Raw genomic sequence first — 23132 nt, forward strand, 5'->3', positions numbered from 1 at the left:
AGGCGAGGATCCGGGAAAATTCAACTTGAACGGCGCAGTCAGGGACACCGTCGAGAAGGCAAAGCCGCAAAGGGAAATTCCTGGCAAGGCGCAGCAGAATGAAAGGAGGGCGCCGGCACGGATTTCAACTCGCAAACGCAGATCAGGGGCTTGTGCAACAAACAAAGCTTGGGCTGGCCTTTTTGCCGAAATTGCGGCAGGTTGCGGCGACTCCCGTTGCCGCAATTCAGGCCTGAAACTTTCATGAACAAGACGGCTGCTTCGAAAATCTACGTCTCCCGCCGGGAAACTGCTCGCCCTGCAGAGCCAATGCTCAGTGTGATTGTTCCTGTCTTCAATGAAGAGGACGTCATCGAGCATTTTCTGGACGCGACATTGCCGGTCCTTGAAAAAACCGGCCTGGCTTTCGAATATGTTTTCATCGACGACGGAAGCCGGGACAAGACCGCCGACATTCTTTCCGAAAAACTCAAAACAGGCCTTCCTGGAAAACTGCTTGGCCTCTCGCGCAACTTCGGCAAGGAGGCAGCGTTGTCGGCCGGTCTCGAAGCGGTGTCTGGAGACATCGCCGTCATCATGGATGCCGATCTGCAGGATCCACCGGAACTCATTCTGCAGATGCTTGACGGATGGCGCGCCGGTTATGACGTCATCTATGGCCTTAGAGTGGACAGGTCGTCGGATTCGCTGATGAAGCGTTCGACGGCCAACATGTTCTACAAGCTGTTCAACAAGCTTGCGAACATCGACATGCCGGCCAATGCGGGTGACTTTCGCCTGATCGACCGAACGGTTGTCAACGCGCTGCTTGAGTTGCCGGAACGAAATCGCTTCATGAAGGGGTTGTTTGCCTGGGTCGGATTCCCGGCGATGGCAATACCTTATGAGCGCCCGCCACGCAGGGCCGGAAGTGGAAAATTCGACTATTGGAAACTCTGGAACTTTGCGCTGGACGGGTTGACCGGCTTCACGACACTGCCCTTGCGGGTGTGGTTTTACGGTGGTGCGGCAATATCCTTTGCTGCGTTTACCTACGCCATTGTCCTGACGATTCGCACGTCGATATTCGGCGTGGATCTGCCAGGTTACGCATCCTTGATGGTCGCCCTTTTGTTTTTTTCCGGCGTCCAGCTGTTATCGATCGGAATGATCGGCGAATATATCGCGCGTCTCTTCAACGAGGCCAAACAACGTCCGGTTTACATCCTGCAGGACGTCATCGAAGGTGAGCCTCAAGAGTGCGACAAAGCGAGCAAGGATGCCGATGCTGGCCAAAGTAAATCTTGAAAAGCTCAAGGCGGAAAGCGCTGCCGTCGGGAAATTTGCCGTTATTGGCGTCATAGCCACCCTGACGCATGCCATTGTTGCGTCGACCCTTTTCGAGGCTGGAATTCTATCTGTTGTTCCTTCGAATGTGTGCGGCTTCCTGACAGCATTCGCAGTTTCCTTCAGCGGACATTATTTCTGGAGTTTCAGTCACCTGCGCCAGACCGGAACCGCATTGAAAAGCATGACGAGGTTTCTGGTTGTCTCCGTTGCCGGCTTCGCACTCAACTCTACCATCCTGACCCTGTGGTTGACCTTCACCTCGTGGCCGGAACTCTACGGCCTCTGGCTCGCGATCTTGATTGTTCCGGCATTTTCGTTCGTTGGTGCAAGGCTCTGGGCTTTCGCTCATCCTTCGGCGAAATTCTGACTTGGACATTTTTACAAGCGACTGCACGAGGTAACGCCGAATGACCGCATTGCGCGCCGCTCTTGTTTATGCGTCATGCCTCTGCCTGCTCTATGCGCTTGTACCGACACTGGCATTTCCCGGTCCGCCACTTGATGTTGTTGAAGGCTTTGCCTGGGGCCGCGAGCTGCAATTGGGATACACAAAGCACCCGCCATTGCAGGCCTGGTTGCTTGAGGCCACTTACCGCCTGACCGCAGGGCACTATTTCGGCGGCTATTGGCTCAGCGCCATGTCCCTTGCCTTGGGATATCTTTTTATCTGGAAAATCAGCCTTCATCTCGGACTGTCTGCCTGGCAGGCATTCTGGGCGATCGTGCTCACCAGCGTGACATTCTATTTCACCCTGCCCATGCCGGAGTTCAATCCGAACATCCTGCAGATCCCCGTCTGGAGCGGCATGATTCTGCTTTTCCTGCGTGTCCAGGCGAACAGCAGGCTCACCGACTGGCTACTGCTGGGTGCGCTTGCCGCCATCGGGCTCTACACGAAGTATTTCGTTGTCCTGCTCATTGGCACCATTGGGCTTTATGGGCTTGTGTTTTCAGATGCGCGGCGCCTCATTTTCACTGCCGGTCCCTGGCTTTGCGCGCTGGTTTGCGCCCTTCTGCTCGTTCCTCATATCCTTTGGCTGCTGGAAACCGATTTCCTGACGCTTCAATACGCGGCCAGCCGCAGCAAGCCGGCGGAATCCTTTCTGGATCGTGTCCTCAATCCGTTGAATTTCCTGTTTGCACAGGTGGGCAATCACGCCGGGCTGTTTCTGGTGATCCTTGCCGGGCTTGGTTGGCGCGGTCTCAAGAACTATCGCTTGCAGCGCCGCAAGTCGGAGGTGTTGCTGGCAGCACCCGGTGACCGTTTTCTGCTCTGGTTCGCCTTCGTCCCGCTGACTGTTGTTGTTATCGCCTCCGCAATCACCGGAAATGAATTCGAACACATGTGGGGTACGCCGATGTTCGTGCTTTCCGGCGTCGTTGCAGTTCGATATGCCGCGCTTCCTGACATGTGGCCTTTCCCCGGGCGTGCCCTGATCGGAGCGGTGACGATCCAGGCAATCTTTTTGATCGTCATTTTCGGACAGGGGCAGCTGGAGCCTTACTGGAAGAAGAAGCAGACTCGCATTCATTATCCGGCCGGGGTCGTCGCAAACGAACTTGCGAGCATCTGGAAGACCGAAATGGGCACGGACATTGCCTATGTTGCCGGTGACATGTGGTCGGCAGCAAATGTCACGCTGCATGCACCTGGACGTCCATCGATGTTTTATCTGCACGACCGCAGACTAAGTCCCTGGATCGACATCAAGGACGTGCAGAACAAAGGCCTCATGATTGTCTGGCGCGGCGATCGGGAAGCACCGCTTAACGAACTTCTTGCCTATTACCCGGATGCCGCGCGGCAAGGCAGCAGAACCTTCCCCTTCCGGGCAGGAGGCGATATCCCAGACGTCACCGTCAACTGGCTGATCATTCCTCCGGGAAAAGTCGCCGAAGAACCTGCAAACTAGTGCCCTGATGGAACTGTCCGTCTGGAAACCTCGACAAAAGGACATTAACTTGACCGCATGATCAGCATGGCGAAAATCGACGACATCGAGGACTGGCTCATTGGCCAGGCACTTGGATCGCCCGACATGGCAAAAATGTTTGCGGAAATGTGCGAACGGCTTCGCAAATGTGAAGTCCCGATCGATCGCGCGATGATGGCATGGTCGACATTGCATCCCCTGATAGAAGCCGAAGTCGTCGTCTGGGAAAGCGGCAGCGAACTCCAGCACGAACTGATTTCCCACTCTGACGAGGAGACCGATGACTGGCTCAACAGTCCGGTTCGTGCGGTTCTGGTCAATCAGGAGCCCAGGTTCAGGCGCCGCCTCACCAGTTCAAACGCACCTCAGGAATTTCCGCTGCTGACCCGCCTGAGCAATGCCGGTTATACGGACTATCTGGTGCTACCCACCCAGTTCGCCTTGCCTGTAACAAACGATGATTATCCGACCAGCGGTATCATCGTCAGCTGGGCGACCTGTGACGAAAACGGCTTTTCAGATGACGCCCTGTCAGCCATTGAATACATTCAAAAACGCCTGGCGCTGGCGGCCCGTGCGACTATCGAAAGCCAGATCAGCAAAACGATCGCGATAACCTATCTGGGCAAGAACGCGGGTAACAAGGTACTGAATGGCCAGATCAGGCATGGTGACGGTGAAAATGTCGATGCGGTGATCTATTTCTGCGACATGAGAAAATCCACGGCGATCGCAGAAGCCCTTGGTCCGGATGCCTACCTGAACTGGCTGAATACCTATTTCGAGGCAACGGCCGGCTCGGTGCTGGACAACAATGGTGAAGTCCTTGATTTTATTGGCGATGCAGTGCTCGGTGTTTTTCCACTCGACGAGCAAAGCCTTGAGGCGGCCGTCTCCAATGCAATCAGCGCGGCAGATGAGACCCGCAGGCGGCTCAAGATCATCAATGATGATGCTTCAGGGGTCCTGCCAATGAAGGTGGGTGTCGCGCTTTCGGTCGGTTCGGTCATGTTCGGCAACATTGGTGTTCCCAGCCGGCTGACATTTTCGGTAATCGGTCAAACCGTACACGCGGCAGCCCGAATAGAAAGCCTTACAAAAACAGCGGGATCGGATGTCCTTGTAACGGAGGACATCGCCAGGCACAGCAGGTCGAGAGTCCGTCCTGTCGGATCATTTGACCTTAGCGGCTTTACGGACCCGCAACCCTTGTTCGCGCTTGAATAATTGCCGCCAATCCAAACAACGTCACCCCGCAACGCTTCTGCCGCCTCACTTCTGGCTTGCCAATTTACCGAGACCATGACCGATCTTCGTCCCGATTTCCCGAACCATCTTCCATTTCATGATCAGAACACGGTTGACCCGGGCGAGAACGCACCGGTCATCCTGCTCCACGGTTTTGGTGGAGACAGGCAAACCTGGCAGAATACGCAGACTGCCCTGTCGTCAAAAGTCCGGTCCCTGGCATTCGATCTGCCTGGACATGGCCAAGCCCTCGACTGGCCCAGGATCGGCAATGCAGGTATCGCTGCCAAAGCGGTTGCGCAGTCACTCGAACACCTGGCTTTGGCCAAGGTTCATCTGGTCGGCCATTCCATGGGAGGTGCGGTCGCGGCTCTGGTTGCCCTGAATGATCCGGAACGGGTGGCCAGCCTGACGCTTTTGGCTCCAGGTGGCTTCGGTCCCGAAATCAATCACCGCCTGTTGCGCCGCTATGCGACAACGAGCGACGTCGAAGGCATGGAGGTTCTGCTCGAGCAGTTTTTCGGTTGGGAATTCAGGCTCCCGAAGTTTCTCGCAAAGACCGCGGCAGACAGCCGCGCCAGACCCGGTGCAACGGCGACACTGGAAGCCATCGTGGAAGAAATTATCGACGGCACGGTGCAAAAGACCTTGCCGCGGGACGAACTTGCTGCCCTCAAGTTACCCATCAAGGTGATCTGGGGAACCCAGGACAGGGTTCTGCCGACCCGCCAGGCACACAAGCTCCCCGGCATCGTCGCAACGCATATTTTCGAACGTGTCGGCCACATGCCGCATCTCGAAATCCCGAAGGAAGTTACCAGGCTTATCCTGCAGAACGCCGGAGTGAACTGAAGAAGGTCACACGGTAGGTCTCGTCCTCAAACTTGCAACCAGTCGCCGTGTTCGAACGCAAGCGCGCCAGCCCGGGGCGTCATCGCAGGGCCTGAACCTGATCTATGCGTCCGGCAGCAAACCCTCACGCCAGGTTTCACCGATCACCCGGCGGGCGAGCATGTGCGAGCGGGGAAAGTTGATGCTGTCGACGGCGATGAGTTTCCGTTTGTTCAGATAGGCCACATAGAACTTGTGATCCGCCGGTGACCCGACGACGATCGTCTCGTCATACCCTTCTGAAAGACCTGCAATCTGCAGCTTGATGTCGTATTGATCGGACCAGAACCACGGCACCGGATCATAGTCGATATCCTCACCGAGCAATGACTGTGCAGCGGCTTTCGCCTGGTCGATCGCGTTCTGGACACTTTCCATGCGCACGGATCGCTGATAGCGGTTCGAATAGAAGCGGGTGCAATCACCGACAGCGTAGATATTCGGGTCGCTGGTCTGCCCCGAACCATCCACGAGAACACCGTTGTCGACTTCAAGACCGGTTTCGGCCGCCAGATGATCGTTGGGCTCCGCGCCGACGGCAATCAGAACCAGTTCGGCACTTATGACGTCACCATTGCTGAGTTTCACACCTGTGACGGTCTCATCACCTTCGATCGACTCGATACCCGTTTCTAGACGCAGGTCGATACCCTTGTCTCGATGCAATCGGGTGAAGTAGTCCGAAACCGCCTGGCTGACGACACGCTTCATCGGCCGGTCCTGCGCCTCGATCACGCTGACAGACTTGCCCATTGCCTTCGCGACCGCGGCAACCTCTAGACCGATATAGCCGGCACCGATGATCGCTATTCCGCTGCTTGAGCTCAGACCATCGCGAATTGCGTCGACGTCGGCAATCGACCTCAGGGTTACAACACCGGTCTTGTCGGCACCCTTAAGCGGCAATGTGCGCGCGTTCGTGCCCGTTGCAAGCACAAGCTTGCCATAGGCAAGCGTGTCGCCGTTTTCCAGATGCACTCTTTTTGCAGCGCGATCGATGGAGACGGCCTTTGTATTCGGAATATGGTCGATCTGGTTGGTTTCGAAAAATGCCGGAGGGCGCAGCCAGAGGCCTTCCGCACCCACATCTCCGGAAAGGTATTTTTTCGAAAGAGGCGGTCTTTGATACGGCGGATGCGGCTCGTCACCAATCAGGCGCAAGGGGCCTTCAAATCCGCCCTGCCGGAGCGAATGGGCAAGCTGGGCGCCAGCTTGCCCGGCACCAATGATGACGATTTCTTCCTGCATTCCGTTTCGCCTTCTTCACGCTAAGTCTTCCGTCACTAGCACGAAGATTGGCGGTCCGCCAGAAGGCGAAACGCCGCGACGGTTTCGTCGCGGCGCAGCACTGATTTAGCAGGTTCAGGCTTCGCGGACACCCGTCAGGAAATCTGCAACTTCCTGTCGAATCAAGGTGCCCTGATTGTTGAGTGATTCAGCCAGTTGCTCGACTTCGGTTCCGTTGGATCGGGCCAGTTCCGCGGCCGATCCGACCGCTTCCATCCGGGACACGCCTTCTTCCGATCTGTTTGATGCATTTGAAACGTTTTCCGAAATCGCCTGCACGGCTTCGTCTTGCTGCTGAACGGCTGCTGCGACTGCCGATGCAAGACCTTCCATGTCGGAAATGATCTTGCTGACATCCTCGATCGCGTCAACCGCCTGGCTCGACGACCCCTGGATCGCTTCGATCTGCGTAGCAATGTCCTCCGTCGCCCGGGACGTCTGATCAGCAAGCTGCTTGACTTCGGCGGCCACGACCGCAAACCCCTTCCCGGCTTCACCGGCCCTGGCTGCCTCGATCGTGGCATTGAGGGCAAGCAGGTTCGTCTGGTTGGCAATGTCCCGGATGAGGCCCATGACTTCGCCGATACGATCGGCAGCTCCTGAAAGTTCCTGCATGGTTTCCACCGTGGTTGATGCGCTTTTGACCGCCTTGTGGGCGACCTCGGTCGACTGGTTTGCCTGGTCGGCGATCTCGGAAATCGATGCGGCGAGCTCTTCGGCAGAATGTGCGGCAGACGTCACGTTTTCGGCGGCATTTCGAACCGCGACGGCTGCCTCGTCGGACTGGTTGGCCACATCGTCGGCGGCCTGCTCCATGGATTGCGACGTCTGACCCAACTCTCCGTTCGCGCGATCAAGTTTATCCAGCGCGTCGGAGACTGTGCTTTCGAAACCGGAAATGAGATTGTCGAGACGGGCAACACGCTCTTCTCGCAGGTGGTTTTCCTGGTCCTTTGCAGCCGCAAGTTCCACACGCTCGATCGCATTTTCCTGAAACACCCGGACGGTACGGGTCATTGATGCCAGTTCGGTATTGCCCGGCAACTCGGGAAGATCAAGCTCGGTCTGACCACCGGCAAGCGCTTCCATTGCCGCATGCAGACGACCGAGCGGCCCTGAAATCGACTGACCGATACCGAATGCCAGCGCGGGAAGCAGCACGAGAAGCAGAAGAATGGTGCCACCGATTGCAAAGAGCGCGATTGTTCTTGCGGTATCGAGCTGACCGGAGGCTTCCGTCTGGATCCCGGCGGCGGCTTCGTTCAGCGAGGCGATGCGTGGCGGGACAAGTTCGAACAGGCTTTCCAGCAGCGCGACACTTTCGAGCTTGTCCGCGGATGTAACCTTGTATTCGTCAAACGTTGCCTTGTAGGCGGTCATGTTGTCCGCCAACTCTTTTTTGATCGAGTCGGAGATATAGACTTTTTTCAGCAGTTTCTCGAATGCGGCGAACTGTGCATCGAACACGTCGACAGCGTCCGTGGTGTTGTTCAAGGTGTATTCTTTTTCCGCGAGTTGTACCGCCAGGATTGCTCTCGCCAGCTTCTCGAAATCCGGTCCACCCCCGAATTTCATTTCCTCCTGCAGACGGTTTTTTACGGCACCGGTCTTTTCGTTGAGCACGGCCAGATAACCTTGCCTATTGTCGTATCCGATGCGCTGCTGGAGAGCATCGAGCGTTTCGAATGCCTCGTTGGCACCCTCCAGAGTGCCCCTGACATCCGAGATCTCGGTCTGATAGGTCCCGGCGGACGGATTTTCCTGGATTTTCGTGAGCAGGACTGTCGCAGATTGAAGCGTCGCAAGGAACGACTGATAGCTCTCCGAGGACGGTGATCCCAGATACTGCTTTTCTACAACCTGCAGTCCTGATGCCATTTGCGAAAGGCTGGCCACTTCCTCAGTCAGGCGCGAACTCTCTCCCATCCGGGAAAACGCTGTGTTCAGTTCATTCTGGCTCCAGAAATAGACACCGCCGACCGCCAGCAATCCAGCGATCGTAAAAAGACTTAGCGCGAGTATCCTGACCTTGACCGACAATTTCGACAAGATCCAAAAAGGTGATTGCGATACGAAAGGCACCGGCGTATGTCCCCTATGGCTCCGACTGTTTCCTAAAAGTTGGCCAAAAATGCCAAATTACGGTTAACGACTGCGTAATTTGGCAAGTTTCAACGGTGCACGATCCGCGTCGGCTCCCTTCCTATTGAGGCTGCTCTTGAATTTCCTGACCAAAGCCGCTCCGATCATCTTCGTATTGCTGTGGTCGACCGGTTTCATCGGCTCGAAACTCGGAGCGCCGTATATCGACCCCTTGGTGTTTCTCACCGTCCGTTTTGCCCTCGTCCTGCCGATTCTCTTTGTGCTGGCTCTGCTGTTGACCAGGACCTGGCCGAAGTCGCCGACGGCGATACTGCATTGCCTCGTGACCGGAATGCTGGTGCATGGCGTTTATCTGGGCGGTGTTTTCTGGGCCATCAAGCAGGGCATGCCAGCAGGAGCGTCGTCCATCATCGTCGGGCTTCAGCCGGTTCTGACGGCCTTGATTGCCGTGATGCTGCTCAGCGAAACCGTATCCAGAAAGCACTGGATCAGCATGGCGATTGGCGCCTGTGGTCTGGTTCTTGTCCTTGGGCCGAAATTCGACATCAGTGGAACCGGAATAACGGTGATAACGATTTCCGCAGTCCTCGTTTCCGTTGCCGCCATAAGCCTGGGCACGGTCTACCAGAAGCGTTTTGCTGCCAAAACGGATCTCTTGGCAGCAACCATCTGGCAATATGTCGGTGCCCTGATGTTCACCACGCCCCTCACGCTGTTCGAAACCTGGCAGATCACCTGGTCGGGCGAACTCATCTTTGCGATGGGCTGGCTCGTGCTGGTCCTGTCCGTCGGAGCAATCCTGCTGCTGATGCTCCTCATTCGCGAAGGCGCGGTCTCACAAGTTGCCAGCCTTTTCTATCTCGTCCCGGTGGCAACGGCGGTTGAAAGCTATTTCCTGTTCGACGAAACGCTGACCCTGATCCAGATTGCGGGAATGGCGCTCATCATCGGCGCAGTGCTGGTGATCCGGAAATCACCGCAAAAATCCTGAAGCGATCGCCGATCAATCAGGTGATTGCCTTGGCCGGAGCCGTCTCGCTCACCGCAGCCCGTTCCTTCAGGCGCACCTTGAGCTTGCGCTGTCGGGAGATGGCTGCATTGAGCTCCCCCCCCAGAATGAACACCAGTGCGCAGATATAGAGAAAGATCAGCGCGGTCATGATGCCGGCAAGACCGCCATAGGTGGAGACGTAATTTGCGAAACTTGCCAGGTAGGTTCCGAAGGCAGCACCGGCAATGATCCACATGACAAGGGTTGCCAGGACACCCGGCCACAGATCACTGAAACTCCGTTTGCCGGCCGGTAGCAGCCAGTGCGTCACGAACAGTCCGATGATCAGCAGAGATCCTGCCAGAGAGTAACGCGCCACATTGATGGATAGAAGAAAACCCTCGATTTTCGGCGCATAGGCCAGAAGCCCGGCCAGCGCCAGTGGTGCAAGTACGACCAGGAACGTGTAGGCGAGCAGGATCGCAGCGCCCAGCAGAACGAGCCCCAGGGATTGCAGGCGCAAAACCACGAACGACCGGCGCTCCTGCTGCCTGTAGGCTCGATTGAGTGCGGTACGCAATGCTTCCACGCCGTTGGAGGCGAACCAGAACGCGGCAATGGCACCGAATGTCAGCAAATCGCCACGCCGGACCGTCAGCACATTGTGTATCTCCCGCACGACCGGGGCCGCCACCGTTTCCGGCCAAGCATCAAATACCAGGTCCGATACCGTGTCGGCTGCACCCGTCATGCCGAAAAACGCGGCCAGGGACGCGATGAAGATCAAAAGCGGGAAGATTGCCAAAAGGCCGGAAAGAGCCACGTGACTGGCCATTGCAAAGCCGTCATCGCGCGCAAAATGCCCGATCGCGTCCTTGAGGACCGAATAAGTTTCCAGAAATGTCTTTCGTACACCCATATCCTGATCTGGCCTTTGGCATCCCCGGCAGTCAAGTGCTGCCGCCAGAAAACTGCCCCCTGCGAAAGATGAACAAATTCCGGCTCGACAAATGAGTGTGTGCGACGCAACATAGCTTCAACAAAAAGCGCCACGGCGCAACAAATGAAAACGGAGATCGCCCATGTCCACTGCAGTCCTGACGGCGGCAGAATCGCCAGAGAGCCTGACTGAACAAACCGCAGCTGCTGTCGGAGCGCTTGACAACCTGCTTGATCTTGCAGCGCAACGTGTCCGGGCGCTTGTGTCGGAAGACGGCCGCGTGTCCTCAAAGCTGATGGAACAGGAACAACGCGCAACTCATGGCCTTGCCTGGTTCGCAACCTATGTCGAATCGCTTCGCCAGCTCGACGCCTATGCACGGCGACTGAGCGAAGAGGGCAGGTATGGCACGCTGGAGGAGCGGATCGTTCAGCTCGGCTTTGCCGAATACCTGGCACAGATCTTCGGTGGTATTCCGATGAACCAGGGCGAAATCGTCCGCCTGTCGGATCTCGCCATTTCAGCGGATGAGGCGCGCGCCCATCGTATCCGCGAAATCGACGTCCTGATCGAAGCCGGGAACAGGCCTGCGATCCGCGGTGAAATCACGTCGCTCATCCGGGATCAGGCCGGTCACTCGACCTTCGGCGATCCGGGTCTCGATGACACGATGGAGCAGATCCGCAACGAAATGCGCCGTTTCGCGGAGGACACCGTTGTTCCCAATGCCCATGAATGGCACCTCAAGAACGAATACATCCCCCTTGATGTCGTCAACCAGATGTCCGAACTCGGCGTCTTCGGCCTCACTATTCCGGAAGAATTCGGCGGACTTGGGCTCGGCAAGGAAGCCATGTGCGTGGTATCCGAAGAATTGTCACGCGCCTATATCGGCGTCGGTTCCCTGGGAACCCGGTCCGAAATCGCGGCGGAGTTGATCCTTTGCGGCGGAACGGATGAACAGAAACGGCATTGGCTTCCGAAGATCGCTTCCGGGGAAGTCCTGCCCACGGCTGTCTTTACAGAACCGAACACCGGATCCGACCTCGCATCGCTCAGGACACGGGCGGTCAAGGATGGCGACACCTGGAAGATCTCCGGCAACAAGACCTGGATCACGCATCCCGTGCGCGCGGACATCATGACGCTTCTCGCCCGCACAAACCCGGACGAATCCGGTTACAAGGGTCTGTCCATGTTTATCGCCGAAAAACCGCGGGGAACGGACGAAGTCCCGTTTCCGGCAGTCGGCATGAGCGGTGGCGAAATCGAAGTGCTCGGTTATCGCGGCATGAAGGAATACGAAATTGCCTTTGACGATTTCGATGTAGATGCCGAAAATCTTCTGGGACAGGTTGAAGGCGAAGGCTTCAAGCAGCTCATGCAGACATTCGAAGGCGCGCGCATTCAAACGGCGGCCCGAGCGCTCGGCGTCGCCCAGTCCGCGCTCGATCTCGGTTTGCGCTATGCCGAAGAACGCATCCAGTTCGGCAAGGCACTGGTCCACTTCCCGCGTGTGTCCGACAAGCTCGCGATGATGACTGCCGAACTTATGATAGCCCGGCAGCTGACCTACTTCTCGTCCTGGCAAAAGGATTCCGGCAAACGCTGCGACCTGGAAGCAGGTATGGCCAAGTTGCTCGGCGCGCGCGTTGCATGGGCCGCAGCCGACAACGCTCTGCAGATCCATGGTGGGAATGGCTTTGCGCTGGAATATGCCGTTTCCCGCGTCCTGTGCGACGCGCGCATTCTCAATATTTTTGAGGGAGCTGCGGAAATCCAGGCACAGGTGATTGCCCGGCGCCTGCTTGAAACCCGCGGGATCCAGTAGGGCAGACAAGGAAACAGCCGGTCGTGCCGCCTCTTGTCTTCCATTGCGCAAGAACGGTGGTGATAGCACCAGCCTGTTCGCCTGAAACGGGTGCTGTCGTTGAATTCTTGTATTAATCCCCCACATGATATGGTGGCAGGAAACGGGAGACCACAAAGATGACCTCCTCTTTTTCATTTGAAGACTTGGGTTTCGAAGCCGAATACCTTGGTCCGGAAGAAGAACAGAAAAAGACGGTTCGGCAGAAACTGCTCGCAACGGCCAGGAAGGCTGCTCGGCAGATCCCGTTCATGGAAGATGTAGTCGCTGGATACTATTGCGCCCTTGATCCGGCAACGCCTGCCAAGGTACGCGTGTCTGTGCTCGCCGCGCTCGCCTACTTCGTCCTGCCTATCGATACGGTTCCCGATTTCCTGATCGGCGTCGGCTTTGGCGACGACGCAACCATTCTGATGGCCGCGATCGCGATGATCCGCGGACATATGCACGACGATCACTACGACGCCGCACGTGAAGCGCTGAAGGATGGTGATTTGTAGCTATCAACTGCCGGACATCGGCTCTTTGGGCCTTTCCGGCTGCCAGCAACCGGATGTGCGGCCGGCAATGGTCCAATAGACAAGACCTGCCAGGAACCCGGCTGCCAGGACGACCACGCTTCCAGGCCTCAGATCACCGGTTTCCCCATCAAACCCCACGGTCCAGAGCAGAAACGCAATGCTGCCGCTTGCGACCAGGTGAAAAACAATCCCCCTGAGACGGGCGAGTTCGGCAATCGCAATCAAAATGCCCGCCGGCACGAAGGCTGCCGCCCCGACGACACTTGCTCCGACCAGGCCGGTGCCGACCATCGCCCCGAATGCAATCGGGTTTTCATCGGGATGCGCGGCCTGGAAAAAACCCCATGCCAGAAAGAGACCGCAGGCAACAAGGCCGAGGATAAAGCCAAGGACAATTTTAAGGAGTTGAACCAGAAATTTTCCGCCGTCCAATTCAAGCACCTCCTTTAAATTGCCCGCTAAGTCCTTACTTGAGATGTAATCCTTCACAATGCAACAGCTGGGCAAGAAAACCTGGCACCTGACAGCCAACATACCGGCTACACGCACACACAAATTCAGCGAGAGGCAGAATCGGCGATTTCGGTTGACTTTTTGCCGGTTTCGCAGGAATTTACCGAGTGGTGCTAGGACATATGCAACGGAAACCTTGGAGCATGAGTTCCGAGGGTTTTTTTGTACCTTGCAGAGCCAGATTCTGGCACCAAGTTTAAACGATAGAGGAGTTAGCGACCATTCGCCGTCCGTTCCGCGCCCCGCCCCCTACGAAGGAAGGCCCGCGCACTAACCAAGAAATTCGCGTTCGCGAAGTCCAGTTGATTGATCATGAAGGCGCCAACCGCGGCGTCATATCGACCGAAGAAGCGATGGAAATCGCGATGGATGCAGGTCTGGACCTTGTTGAAATCCAGCCGAACGCCAATCCCCCGGTCTGCAAGATTCTGGATTATGGCCGGTACAAGTATCAGGCTCAGAAAAAAGCTGCAGAAACCCGAAAGAAGCAGAAGACCGTCGAGATCAAGGAGATCAAGATGCGTCCGAACATCGACACGCACGACTACGAAGTGAAGATGAGGAACATGCTGCGATTTTTCAACGACGGCGACAAGGTGAAGGTCACGCTCCGTTTTCGCGGACGTGAAATGGCGCACCAGGACCTCGGCATGAACCTTCTGAACAAGGTTCGTGAAGAGACCTCCGAGATTGCGAAGGTGGAATCTTCTCCAAAACTGGAAGGCCGCCAGATGGTGATGGTTCTGGCTCCCATCAAATAACCGCTCCATCGGTAGAGACAAACAAAAAACCCCGCTTTCGCGGGGTTTTTTAATTTACAGCCCAGGCTGCACAAATCCTGAAGCGCCATCGGGTTTGCGACGTCAAATCGTCATCTGCAAATCAAACGGGTTGCCTTTTGTTGCGGCGTCGAGCCGCCAGTCCCAAACCGGCAAGACCCGTGATCAACAGCAGAGCACCTGCAGGCAGCGGAACAATCGTTGGTGTTCCGTTGTAATAGATCGACGCGTGCGACAGACCTTTTGTTGAGGCCCAGGTCCCGGACAGAGGATCGGGAGTCGTGAGATCGAGCAGGAACGCACCAAATCCGTTCCCGGCCTTCAGCGTGATGACAACCTTGGTCAGTCCCGCAAGCGTGTCGATCGACCAGCCTCCGCTCTTCGTGCCGTTAGTCGGCCCAGTGACGAAATCGATCGTTCCGTCTCCGTCAGGGCCATCGTTTTTGTCTGAAAGCACCCATCCGGTCATTCCAAACAACAAGAAAGAGTTATCAATCTGGTTGGTATCATTTCCAGTGAAACAAGCCGCGGCAGTTGCGTCAGACAACGTCAGGGTAGCCCCGGAACCACCAGCAGATGTTGTGCAGCTCATCGGTGCCGATTGTGCTGAGAAAATCGACGCCCCGAACATGGCAAAAGCAAGCGCAAGCATGCTTGCCATGGAGCATTTGTAAATATGCATAACTCACTACTCCAGAAAATACTTAGGATGAATAAAGTCCTAAATTCAAACAGTGTCAAATTAATTCGGGTTAATTTTCAGGGCGTTACGGTAAAACACAACCAAAAACAATCTCTTAGGTTGATTCTCCTTTCCTTTCCAGGGCGATAAATCGCCCATATTCAGTCACCAATCCCGGAAAACACTGTTGTTTCAACAGTCTTTGGCAAGTTGCAGCCTTGAGAAAATTTTACGGCATTCGAGAAAACCGGCAGTATCAGGCAAACAAAAACAGATACACGAACGACCTCAGCATGGATTGCTCGCATTGAGTATTGATTTGATACCGAAGGAGAATTCGGAACCCGAATATCAGTTGACCCTGGTTCGGTTGTTCAGCAAGGTCAGTGATCGTCAGCCCAAACACGCAGCAATTGGGAAAATCGCGTGATCATCCTACTGAACGGTTACCCTGGTGTCGGCAAACTGGCCATCGGCAGGGAACTGGCCACCAGACTGAACGGCAAGCTGCTCGATATCCATTCAGTCTACAACGTCGCCTTCGCCCTGACGGAGTTCAAGTCACCGGAATTCCGTGACACGGTGGAGAAGATCGAAAAAATTGCCCATGACCTGATCCGGAAACTCCCGTCCGGACAACCCGTTGTCCTGACGACCGTGCTTGCCGGTCAAGGCGACTGGGGTGATGCCGAATGGCAGCGGATCGAACAATTGGGCAAGATACGCGCGCCGTTCTGCGTCGTTCACGTCAAATGCGATCTGGACGAAAATATTCGCCGCATCCAGAACGAAGAGCGCGATCTGAAACGCAAGCCTCGCGATCCGGAATACGCCTTGCGAAACCATAGAGAGGCAAAGCCGCTTTACGGGGCCGATGCCAGGTATCTGCTGGAGCTTGATACAACCCGTATGACCGCGACCGAAGCGTCGTCTGCAATCGCTAACTGGGCGCTCGAACTGAGCCGGTGAGCGCGCGAAACATGGATCCGCACAAAACGCACGGATCTCATTTTGGTTCGAATTGCTTCAGGGGACTACGTCCCGGACAGTATCAGGAAAACCAATGCCAGGGCGGCAGGTACGAGACGCATCACAAGAATTGAATTTCCTTTGGTCCCCTGGGCACCAATTGCCGCGGTAAAGACAATCAGCGCAAGTACCACGCCCTGCACCCAGGCCTGGGCAGGCACCGGTAGCCAGAAGCTCAGGCAAAGCCCGACACCTACGGACGCGTTGTAAGACGAAAAGCTTCGGCCAAGGAACGCCGTTTTCTCAATCTCTTCACCTGTCAGATCGGTCAGCTTTTCGCAAAGATCCGGCCATTTGAACCATTGCCCATACGCAAAGAACAAGTGCCCGCCGATAACGGCCAGCATCAGAAGCCAGTAAATGTAAGTCATGTTTCAAATCCTTTTGATCTTAAGTTCGCGCCTTTCAATTGCCTGGGTCACCTCGGCGTCAGAAAACTGGCACCGAACCGCATCATCATTCTTACGAACTGCGTGCGGTTGGCGCAGTTCGATTTCGCAAGGATGGACTTTGTCTGAGCATTGACCGTTGAGACAGACCGGTTGCGACGGTCTGCAATCTCGGGATTGGTCAGGCCTTCCCCGATCGCATCAACCAGCGAAGCTTCGGCTGACGTCAGTCCGAAGGCCTGCCGAATTCGGGTCTTGTCGCACATGACCGGCAGGCTCGTGTCCGTACTGCACAGGACAAATCCGCCAAAGAGACCGTTGCCGATCTCATCCGACTTCTGCAGCGGCGTGATTTCGATGCACAAAGGAGTGTCCGTGTGGCTGAGGATACTTTCCTTGCGGGGACGGCCCCCGAACCTGCCATGTTCGCGCCAGTCCGACATGAGACGGTCAAGCTGGCTCTGACCCGACCGGTCCGCAATCCGCAATTGACTGCCCTGGCCGACGCGAAACAGCCGATAGGTTTCCTGCTGGCGCCTGAACTCCTCGTTGCGCGCAACTATCATGGCACGGCTGTCTAGGACGCAGACACCGATCGCAAGTTCATCAATGGCCGAAAGAACCCGCTGATACCGGCTTTGAAGTTGACGAATGGGAATGCTGAGATCCAGCGCTTTGGCGACATGCGGCAGGACTTGCGACAGAAAATGCCGCTCTTTTGCATCCAGTGGATTTCTCGCGGCATTCAACTGCACCGAGAAGAGCGAAAGCCAGCGATTGTCCTTGTTCATCACTCCGGCGGCGCGGTGAAACATTCCAAGGCGCATCAGCTTCTGGACGTGTTCCTGCTGTTTGAGCTCGTCGACGGAAGACGCAAGCAGCGTATCGTCAAGCAGTGCAATCTCGTCGTCATCATGGGTGTGTTGGCGAATGATCGCCTGATCCCGGGCTTCCATGTCCTGGCACTTCGAGAGATACACCGAGATCGCATCGGAGAAATAATACCCGGAATGAATCGGTGCGGTCAGTCGGCGGTCACCTTCGCTGTCCTCCCATTCAAATATGATGCTTCCCTGCGCTCCCACGCGGTCTACAAGCTGATCGAGCGCGGCGCCCCAACGACCCGGGTCTGCAACGGCATCGTATATCTTGAGCGTCAGGTCCTGGATCTCGTCAGACAATTCGGTTCAAATCCACTGATTGCAAAACGGCGTCTTGCAACAGCTTATTCGGTTTGATGACCGGTGTCATAGCCCATCTGGAGGATGAATTTCGGGCGAGACAAAGCGGGCAGTCAACTACTCGCCTCTTCAAAGACGGATCGGCCCCGCCGTATGGTCTGAACAACTGAACAGGCATCCAGGTTATCCGAATGCTCAAGCGGATTTCCGCTCAAGACTGCAAAGTCGGCCAGCTTGCCGGCCGATATGGATCCCCGTTCGTCTTCCTGAAAGACCTGCCAGGCGGCATCGATCGTATGTGCCTTGAGCGCCGATCTGACTGAAATCCTTTCTTCTTCACCCAGGGTCCGTCCCGAAGCGGTGCGTCTGTTGACAGCGCACTGTATCAAGTGAAGAGGTCGGGTCGGCGTCACCGAAGCATCATTGTGGATCGTAAAGCGCACACCGTGACGCTCGGCCGAGGCGGCCGGAGAAATGCGCGCCGCACGATCCGGCCCAAGGAACGTGTCGTGATGCCGGTCCCCCCAATAGTGAATGTGGGCCGTGAAAAAACTGACGGATACTCCGAGCCGCGCCATGCGTGCCATTTGGTCTTCCCGAAGAACCTGCCCATGGATGACGGTATGGCGATGGTCTTGACGCGGAAAGTCTTCCAGCGCGGCCTCAATCGCATCCAGAAGATTGTCTGTGCCCGCATCGCCGTTGCAATGACAATGGATCTGGAACCCCATCCGGTGCAGTTTCCGCACCTGGTTGAACAGCTCCTCGCGCTCCGTATAGGTCATGCCGTACGGAGAATCGGGATTGAACGGCTTGTAATAGGGTTCGCTGAGATAAGCTGTCTGCAGCTGAAAGGCTCCATCTGTGAACAGCTTGCGCGGGCCAAGCGTAAAATACCGGTTGTTGCGCCATTGCAGCGCCTCCGGGCCGCTGGAAAGATCCGGCTCTAGCTCCCCGATCGGAAGCAGAAGAATGTCGATCCCCGGATCTTCACCTTCGGCAAGACTGTTGAAATGCTCAAGCATCTTGCGCGTTGACCAGGCATTTTGTGCAAAGGTCACGCCTTGGGAAAGATATTCGTCCCGACAGGCGTTGAAGCCGGGCCAGAAGCGTTCGCGATCGATCAGAAAATCGGTATCGCTCATGACTCCCATGGCCGACAGGCCCTCGATCAGACCGTTGGGTTCACCGGTTTGCAGATCACGTCCGAACCGGCCCCCGGCCGGATCAGGCGTTTCCTTGCAGACGCAGAGCATATTCAGGACAACGGAATTGGCAGCACCATTATGCCCCGACGCATGGATCACCCAGACAGGGTGTTCGATTGAGACGTCGTCAAGTTCCGCCCGGGTTGGCATTCTTCTCTCGGCAACAGCTGTGTTGTCGAAAAGCACGCCCATGACCCACTCGCCCTTCGGCGTTGCCGCTGCCCGCTTTGCAAGTCTTTTCAATGCTGTCTGGATGTCGAGACAGTCGCCCCGAGGTGGCGGAGCAAGATCGACCCTGAAGAGCTGAATGAAACCGGGATCAGGGAAATGCCCGTGTGGATCGATGAAGGCCGGGATCATCGTCCGCCCCTTGAGATCCACTTCTTCCGCATCCGGTTTCAGCGCTGCTCGCAGTGCCGCCTCCTCTCCAACTGCCAGAATGCGCTCACCGTCGGTGACGACAGCAGAAGCGATCGGCAGGTCGTCGTCCATCGTCAGGACTGTGCCGTTGAAATAAAGCGCCTGTGGACTGCTCATGCACGTTTCCGTAAATCAGATTTGCTTTCGAGCACCGCCGTTTTCACATTCTTGAACGGCGGTGCTGCACAGCAGCCGGTTACGTCATCCACCAGCGATCCAGGATCCGCCGGCCGTCGAAGCCGCGCACCCAGGATAGCTCGCCATGGGCGATCTTTTCGGTGCGGGCATGCACTTCATTGGCGAACATCGGTACGATGTTTCCACCCTCGTCCCGAAGAATGACCTGCAAGTCGCGATACATCTCCGCGCGCAGATCTTCGTTCAGTTCGGCTCTTGCCTGCACCATCAGTTCGTTGAAACGCGGATGATCCCATTGCGTATCATTCCAGGCCGCACCGGGTGCGAAACCGGTTGTCAGCATCGTGTCTTCGATCGAATACCCGCCCCAGTAGCTGGCGCTCCAGGGTTTCTTCATCCAAACGTCAGACCAGTATCCGTCATTCGGCTCGCGAACAACATTGATGTTGATGCCTGCGGGTTTCGCGGAGGACTGGAACAACACAGCTGCGTCCAGGGCACCGCTATAGGCGGCGTCCGATGCACTCAGGTCGATGGTGATGTTTCCGAGACCAGATTTCTCCATATGATGTTTTGCACGATCGGGATCGTAGCTCAGCTGCTCGATATCCGTTGCGTGATACCGGTAGGACGGTCCAATCGGGTGATCATTGCCGACCACGCCGTGGCCAAACAGGATCTTGTCGACCGTTTCCTGCCGATTGATGGCGTATTTGAGAGCCTTGCGCAGTTCCAGGTTGTCGAATGGTGCACGTTTGGTCAGCATCGGGAAGGTGTAGTGCAAGGGCCCGGTGCCTTCTTCGACAATGATACCCGGCTTGCGGGCCATCAGCGCGAGGGTCTTGAACTCCACACGATCGATACAGTCCACTTCGCCTGTGATCAGTGCGTTCTGGCGGGCAACCGGATCTGTGATGGAATGAATTTCAACCGAATCCGCATGTGCCGCGCCGTCCTTCCAGTAGTTGGGATTGCGTTCGAATTTGTACGTCCGGCCGGGTTGTTCGGACGTCAGGACATAGCCGCCCGTTCCGCCTGCTTTCCAGTCGATGCTTCCGTCCTTGGCAGGGTAAATCCCGAAGGTTGCCTCGTTGAAATTATAAGGGAAATCCGCGCTGCCGGAGGACAGCGTGACGACAACCGTATCGCCGTCCGCACTGATATCCGTCACCGAAGCCATAACCGGTTTGCCGACAGACTTTGAATCCTCACCTCTGTGATAATTCAGGGAAGCCACGACGTCTTCGGCGGTCATGGTCTTGCCGTTGTGAAATTCGACCCCGTTCCTCAGCTTGAATGTCCAAACAGTGGCATCAGGAGAAGGACTCCATTCCGTTGCCAGCGAACCGACGAGATTTCCCTGTGCGTCAAGTTCGGTCAGCGTGTTGGCAACTCCGTATGCGATCACCCATTGAAGGCCGTTGGTAAGTGTCGCCGGGTCAAGTGAATCGGACGTCGCTCCATGCCCCATGGCCAGCCGCATGTGGCCGCCTTTCTTGGCGGTAGCGGCAAGCGCTCCACCTGACAGGCTCGTACCCAGGCTCAGCGCCGCTCCGACAGCCGCACTGCGTCCCAGGAACTCACGCCGTGTCATCCGGCCACTTTCCATTTCGCTCAGCAGCCACTTTGCATGTTGGTCTCGTGAATTCATGTCTCAATCCTCCCGCGGATCACCCGGTCAATTCCCTATTCGACCGGGAGACTCGGCCGAAAAAACAAAAATGAAAACTTCGCGAAGATATGCTTTTATTAGCTAATTGCATCAAAGTAGCTTCTAACTGCGAAGGATTCGAAGCGAGTGACGGCTGATTTTTCCAGAAATTTGCGCAGCATATGTGCCGAGCACGGGTCAATCGCCCGTGTCTGTCGTGAAATCGGCATCAACAGACAACAGTTCAACAGATATCTGAATGGCACCGGTCTGCCTTCAGCCCACAACATGCGCCGCATCGCCAGGCACTTCGATCTGACCGAAGCCGATCTGTTTTCAAGCCATGAGGAGTTCAATCTCCGCTGTCTGATCGGCAGGCCGAAACAGAGTTCAGGTCCGGCCGACCTCATGACGGCGGCATTCAGGGATCAGGCAGCAACCCTGCGCCCCTATCTGGGCTTCTACCACGCTCATTTCTGGACACCGACCTGGGACGGAATGATTTTGAAAAGCCTCGTCTGGCTTCGCGAGATAGACGGCTTTGTCACGACCAGATCGCTTGAACGGATCAAGTCAACCGAAGCCAGTCATTCGCAAAAGTCCCGCTACGAGGGTCTTGTCACCCGGCGCGGCAACCGGATCTATATCGTTGAACATGAAATGATGCGCGAAGGCAGTATCGTCGAAACGATTTTGACACCCTCATACCGTCAGGAAGTGAAATACCTTCGCGGCACCACGATGGGAATTGCCTGGCAGCCCCACATCATGCCCTATGCGTCGCGGTCGATCTGGAAACGGGTTGAGGACAAGGTCAGCATCCGCGATGCGGTTCGCGCCTGTGGTGCTTTCGCTCCGAACAGCAGGCAGATCGAACCTGCAATCAGAGCATTTTTGACGGAAAATCAGGCGCTTGCGAACACTGCAAACGGGATGAACCTTCTGGTCTAGAGCCAGGTAACCGGAAGGCCGCCTCGACCTTCTATTCCCGCCACACGCCGAACAACGCAGAAGCGTTTCAAGTCACGTCAACCCATCCACCACGCTCGGCAGACGCAAAAATCGCATCAAGGATCTTCATGTTCTGCAGCGCGTCTTCGACACCGTAGGTGAGGGTTGTTTCCCCGCGGATGGCTCGGCCGAAAACATCAGCCAGTTCGGCATACTGGTCACATGGTGCAATCGCTTCCGGCTGAACCGAACCATCGCCAAGCTCCGACCCGTCATCAAGCCGCAATTCGGATGCGTCACCTTGAGGCGAATTGAATGGAATGGGGATTTCAAGGCGCTTCTTCGTCCCGACCAACTGAAGCCGCTGGAATGGTGTCAGCTGCGTCGAAACCGTGAATGTGAGCTGACGTCCCGATCCGAAGTCCATCATGGCGCTTGTAAACCTGTCGGTGCCGAATTCCGGATCGCGGTCGATTAACGAAACCACACGTTGCGGTTCGGCTTCAAAGAAGTAACGACCCGCAAGCATGGTGTAGCAGCCGATATCCATCAGGGCACCACCGCCCATGTCCGCGCGATTTCGAATGTTGTCCGGGTCGTCGTTGAAAAAGCTGAAGAAGCCCTGGATTGCCTGGAGGTCGCCAAGTTCACCGGAGCGGATGATTTCACGCGCCCGGATCCATTGCGGATGTGCGCGAACCATGAAGCCTTCCGCTATGAGCCTGTCCTTCGGCAGCGAAAGCAGCGTCGATGCATCTTCCGCGCTGAGGGCAATCGGCTTCTCGCAAAGCACATGCTTGCCGGCCTCGACTGCCTGGACCGTTACCGGCACATGCATGTGATTGGGCAGCGGATTGTAAATGGCGTCGATGTCAGGATCAGCAAAAAGCTCTTCATAGGACCCGTAGGCCTTTTCGATACCGAGTTCTCCGGCGATTTCACCCGCCTTGTCGCGATTGCGGGAGGCGATCGCCGCGACAACGCCGGTCTTCGAAGACTGTATCCCCGGTATGACCTTTTCCCGGCCGATCTTTGCTGTAGAAACGATCCCCCAGCGGATTTTACTGCCATCCATTG

21 protein-coding genes are annotated in these 23132 nt (G+C 56.2%); 11 read left to right on the plus strand and 10 right to left on the minus strand.

What is annotated here, in order from left to right:
- Positions 1-243 precede the first annotated feature (243 nt).
- The 5 genes from ACO6TI_RS02120 to ACO6TI_RS02140 all read left to right on the plus strand — a co-directional run bounded on the left by ACO6TI_RS02120 (position 244) and on the right by ACO6TI_RS02140 (position 5363).
- Positions 244-1287 (plus strand): glycosyltransferase family 2 protein, encoded by a 1044-nt coding sequence (locus ACO6TI_RS02120; RefSeq protein ID WP_055114412.1) that lies wholly within the window; start codon positions 244-246, stop codon positions 1285-1287.
- Positions 1265-1696, plus strand: coding sequence for a GtrA family protein (locus ACO6TI_RS02125; RefSeq protein WP_196893922.1), 432 nt, complete (start codon positions 1265-1267; stop codon positions 1694-1696). The genes ACO6TI_RS02120 and ACO6TI_RS02125 overlap by 23 nt, the downstream gene beginning before the upstream one ends.
- 40 nt (positions 1697-1736) lie before the next feature.
- Complete coding sequence (locus ACO6TI_RS02130) at positions 1737-3242, plus strand: glycosyltransferase family 39 protein (RefSeq protein WP_422384248.1); 1506 nt, start codon at positions 1737-1739, stop codon at positions 3240-3242.
- 66 nt (positions 3243-3308) lie between these two features.
- Positions 3309-4490, plus strand: a complete 1182-nt coding sequence (locus ACO6TI_RS02135; RefSeq protein WP_208992633.1) for an adenylate/guanylate cyclase domain-containing protein — start codon at positions 3309-3311, stop codon at positions 4488-4490.
- 75 nt (positions 4491-4565) lie between these two features.
- Entirely contained in the window at positions 4566-5363 is a 798-nt protein-coding gene (locus ACO6TI_RS02140; RefSeq protein WP_422384249.1) for an alpha/beta fold hydrolase, read from the plus strand.
- A gap of 102 nt (positions 5364-5465) precedes the next feature.
- On the opposite strand, the gene ACO6TI_RS02145 is transcribed toward ACO6TI_RS02140, so the two are convergent.
- Both ACO6TI_RS02145 and ACO6TI_RS02150 read right to left on the minus strand, forming a co-directional pair.
- Positions 5466-6650, minus strand: coding sequence for an NAD(P)/FAD-dependent oxidoreductase (locus tag ACO6TI_RS02145; protein WP_055114419.1), 1185 nt, complete (start codon positions 6648-6650; stop codon positions 5466-5468).
- A gap of 114 nt (positions 6651-6764) precedes the next feature.
- Entirely contained in the window at positions 6765-8729 is a 1965-nt protein-coding gene (locus ACO6TI_RS02150; RefSeq protein ID WP_209013177.1) for a methyl-accepting chemotaxis protein, read from the minus strand.
- 178 nt (positions 8730-8907) lie between these two features.
- Here ACO6TI_RS02150 and ACO6TI_RS02155 point away from each other — a divergent pair, with 178 nt between their 5' ends.
- On the plus strand, positions 8908-9783 hold the full coding sequence (locus tag ACO6TI_RS02155; RefSeq protein ID WP_186009624.1) for a DMT family transporter: 876 nt from the start codon (positions 8908-8910) through the stop codon (positions 9781-9783).
- Positions 9784-9799: 16 nt separating this feature from the next.
- Here the strand turns inward: ACO6TI_RS02155 and ACO6TI_RS02160 are convergent, their stop codons facing one another.
- Positions 9800-10702, minus strand: coding sequence for a YihY/virulence factor BrkB family protein (locus ACO6TI_RS02160; RefSeq protein ID WP_196916111.1), 903 nt, complete (start codon positions 10700-10702; stop codon positions 9800-9802).
- A 163-nt stretch (positions 10703-10865) separates the two neighbouring features.
- On the opposite strand from ACO6TI_RS02160, the gene ACO6TI_RS02165 reads away from it, so the two are divergent.
- Both ACO6TI_RS02165 and ACO6TI_RS02170 read left to right on the plus strand, forming a co-directional pair.
- Positions 10866-12554, plus strand: coding sequence for an acyl-CoA dehydrogenase family protein (locus ACO6TI_RS02165; RefSeq protein WP_422384250.1), 1689 nt, complete (start codon positions 10866-10868; stop codon positions 12552-12554).
- Positions 12555-12712: 158 nt separating this feature from the next.
- Positions 12713-13093: a YkvA family protein gene (locus ACO6TI_RS02170; RefSeq protein WP_422384251.1), complete on the plus strand. Its 381-nt coding sequence runs from the start codon at positions 12713-12715 to the stop codon at positions 13091-13093.
- 3 nt (positions 13094-13096) lie between these two features.
- Here ACO6TI_RS02170 and ACO6TI_RS02175 read toward each other — a convergent pair whose 3' ends face one another.
- On the minus strand, positions 13097-13555 hold the full coding sequence (locus ACO6TI_RS02175) for a translation initiation factor IF-3 (RefSeq protein ID WP_235808766.1): 459 nt from the start codon (positions 13553-13555) through the stop codon (positions 13097-13099).
- 293 nt (positions 13556-13848) lie between these two features.
- On the opposite strand from ACO6TI_RS02175, the gene infC reads away from it, so the two are divergent.
- Complete coding sequence (gene infC, locus ACO6TI_RS02180) at positions 13849-14388, plus strand: translation initiation factor IF-3 (protein WP_082442468.1); 540 nt, start codon at positions 13849-13851, stop codon at positions 14386-14388.
- A 121-nt stretch (positions 14389-14509) separates the two neighbouring features.
- Here infC and ACO6TI_RS02185 read toward each other — a convergent pair whose 3' ends face one another.
- Positions 14510-15088 carry a VPLPA-CTERM sorting domain-containing protein gene (locus tag ACO6TI_RS02185; protein ID WP_422384252.1) on the minus strand — a complete coding sequence of 193 codons (579 nt, stop codon included), beginning with the start codon at positions 15086-15088 and terminating at the stop codon, positions 14510-14512.
- A gap of 426 nt (positions 15089-15514) precedes the next feature.
- On the opposite strand from ACO6TI_RS02185, the gene ACO6TI_RS02190 reads away from it, so the two are divergent.
- The gene (locus tag ACO6TI_RS02190; protein WP_422384253.1) at positions 15515-16057 is read left to right on the plus strand and encodes an AAA family ATPase; all 543 of its coding nucleotides are present in this window, start codon (positions 15515-15517) and stop codon (positions 16055-16057) included.
- 65 nt (positions 16058-16122) lie between these two features.
- On the opposite strand, the gene ACO6TI_RS02195 is transcribed toward ACO6TI_RS02190, so the two are convergent.
- From ACO6TI_RS02195 to ACO6TI_RS02210, 4 genes are all read right to left on the minus strand, one after another.
- Positions 16123-16488 (minus strand): DUF1304 family protein, encoded by a 366-nt coding sequence (locus tag ACO6TI_RS02195; RefSeq protein ID WP_104702443.1) that lies wholly within the window; start codon positions 16486-16488, stop codon positions 16123-16125.
- A 47-nt stretch (positions 16489-16535) separates the two neighbouring features.
- On the minus strand, positions 16536-17687 hold the full coding sequence (locus ACO6TI_RS02200; protein WP_422384254.1) for a helix-turn-helix transcriptional regulator: 1152 nt from the start codon (positions 17685-17687) through the stop codon (positions 16536-16538).
- A gap of 113 nt (positions 17688-17800) precedes the next feature.
- On the minus strand, positions 17801-19432 hold the full coding sequence (locus tag ACO6TI_RS02205) for an amidohydrolase (RefSeq protein WP_422384255.1): 1632 nt from the start codon (positions 19430-19432) through the stop codon (positions 17801-17803).
- A gap of 79 nt (positions 19433-19511) precedes the next feature.
- Positions 19512-21104, minus strand: coding sequence for an ABC transporter substrate-binding protein (locus ACO6TI_RS02210; protein ID WP_173937300.1), 1593 nt, complete (start codon positions 21102-21104; stop codon positions 19512-19514).
- Between the two features lie 147 nt (positions 21105-21251).
- Between ACO6TI_RS02210 and ACO6TI_RS02215 the strand changes: the two genes are divergently transcribed.
- Positions 21252-22055, plus strand: a complete 804-nt coding sequence (locus ACO6TI_RS02215) for a helix-turn-helix transcriptional regulator (protein WP_055114436.1) — start codon at positions 21252-21254, stop codon at positions 22053-22055.
- A 67-nt stretch (positions 22056-22122) separates the two neighbouring features.
- Here the strand turns inward: ACO6TI_RS02215 and ACO6TI_RS02220 are convergent, their stop codons facing one another.
- Positions 22123-23130 carry a Gfo/Idh/MocA family protein gene (locus tag ACO6TI_RS02220; RefSeq protein ID WP_196900341.1) on the minus strand — a complete coding sequence of 336 codons (1008 nt, stop codon included), beginning with the start codon at positions 23128-23130 and terminating at the stop codon, positions 22123-22125.
- Between the last annotated feature and the right edge of the window lie 2 nt (positions 23131-23132).

This window comes from Roseibium album, from assembly GCF_965233825.1.
GTDB classification, from domain to species: Bacteria; Pseudomonadota; Alphaproteobacteria; order Rhizobiales; family Stappiaceae; genus Roseibium; species Roseibium album.

What these genes read in the sequence shown, in the direction of transcription:
- ACO6TI_RS02120 (WP_055114412.1), top strand. Translation starts at nt 244, where the DNA reads ATGAACAAGACGGCTGCTTCGAAAATCTACGTCTCCCGCCGGGAAACT.
- ACO6TI_RS02125 (WP_196893922.1), top strand. Translation starts at nt 1,265, where the DNA reads ATGCTGGCCAAAGTAAATCTTGAAAAGCTCAAGGCGGAAAGCGCTGCC.
- ACO6TI_RS02130 (WP_422384248.1), top strand. Translation starts at nt 1,737, where the DNA reads ATGACCGCATTGCGCGCCGCTCTTGTTTATGCGTCATGCCTCTGCCTG.
- ACO6TI_RS02135 (WP_208992633.1), top strand. Translation starts at nt 3,309, where the DNA reads ATGGCGAAAATCGACGACATCGAGGACTGGCTCATTGGCCAGGCACTT.
- ACO6TI_RS02140 (WP_422384249.1), top strand. Translation starts at nt 4,566, where the DNA reads ATGACCGATCTTCGTCCCGATTTCCCGAACCATCTTCCATTTCATGAT.
- ACO6TI_RS02145 (WP_055114419.1), bottom strand. Translation starts at nt 6,650, where the DNA reads ATGCAGGAAGAAATCGTCATCATTGGTGCCGGGCAAGCTGGCGCCCAG.
- ACO6TI_RS02160 (WP_196916111.1), bottom strand. Translation starts at nt 10,702, where the DNA reads ATGGGTGTACGAAAGACATTTCTGGAAACTTATTCGGTCCTCAAGGAC.
- ACO6TI_RS02165 (WP_422384250.1), top strand. Translation starts at nt 10,866, where the DNA reads ATGTCCACTGCAGTCCTGACGGCGGCAGAATCGCCAGAGAGCCTGACT.
- ACO6TI_RS02170 (WP_422384251.1), top strand. Translation starts at nt 12,713, where the DNA reads ATGACCTCCTCTTTTTCATTTGAAGACTTGGGTTTCGAAGCCGAATAC.
- ACO6TI_RS02185 (WP_422384252.1), bottom strand. Translation starts at nt 15,088, where the DNA reads ATGCATATTTACAAATGCTCCATGGCAAGCATGCTTGCGCTTGCTTTT.
- ACO6TI_RS02195 (WP_104702443.1), bottom strand. Translation starts at nt 16,488, where the DNA reads ATGACTTACATTTACTGGCTTCTGATGCTGGCCGTTATCGGCGGGCAC.
- ACO6TI_RS02205 (WP_422384255.1), bottom strand. Translation starts at nt 19,432, where the DNA reads ATGAGCAGTCCACAGGCGCTTTATTTCAACGGCACAGTCCTGACGATG.
- ACO6TI_RS02210 (WP_173937300.1), bottom strand. Translation starts at nt 21,104, where the DNA reads ATGAATTCACGAGACCAACATGCAAAGTGGCTGCTGAGCGAAATGGAA.
- ACO6TI_RS02220 (WP_196900341.1), bottom strand. Translation starts at nt 23,130, where the DNA reads ATGGATGGCAGTAAAATCCGCTGGGGGATCGTTTCTACAGCAAAGATC.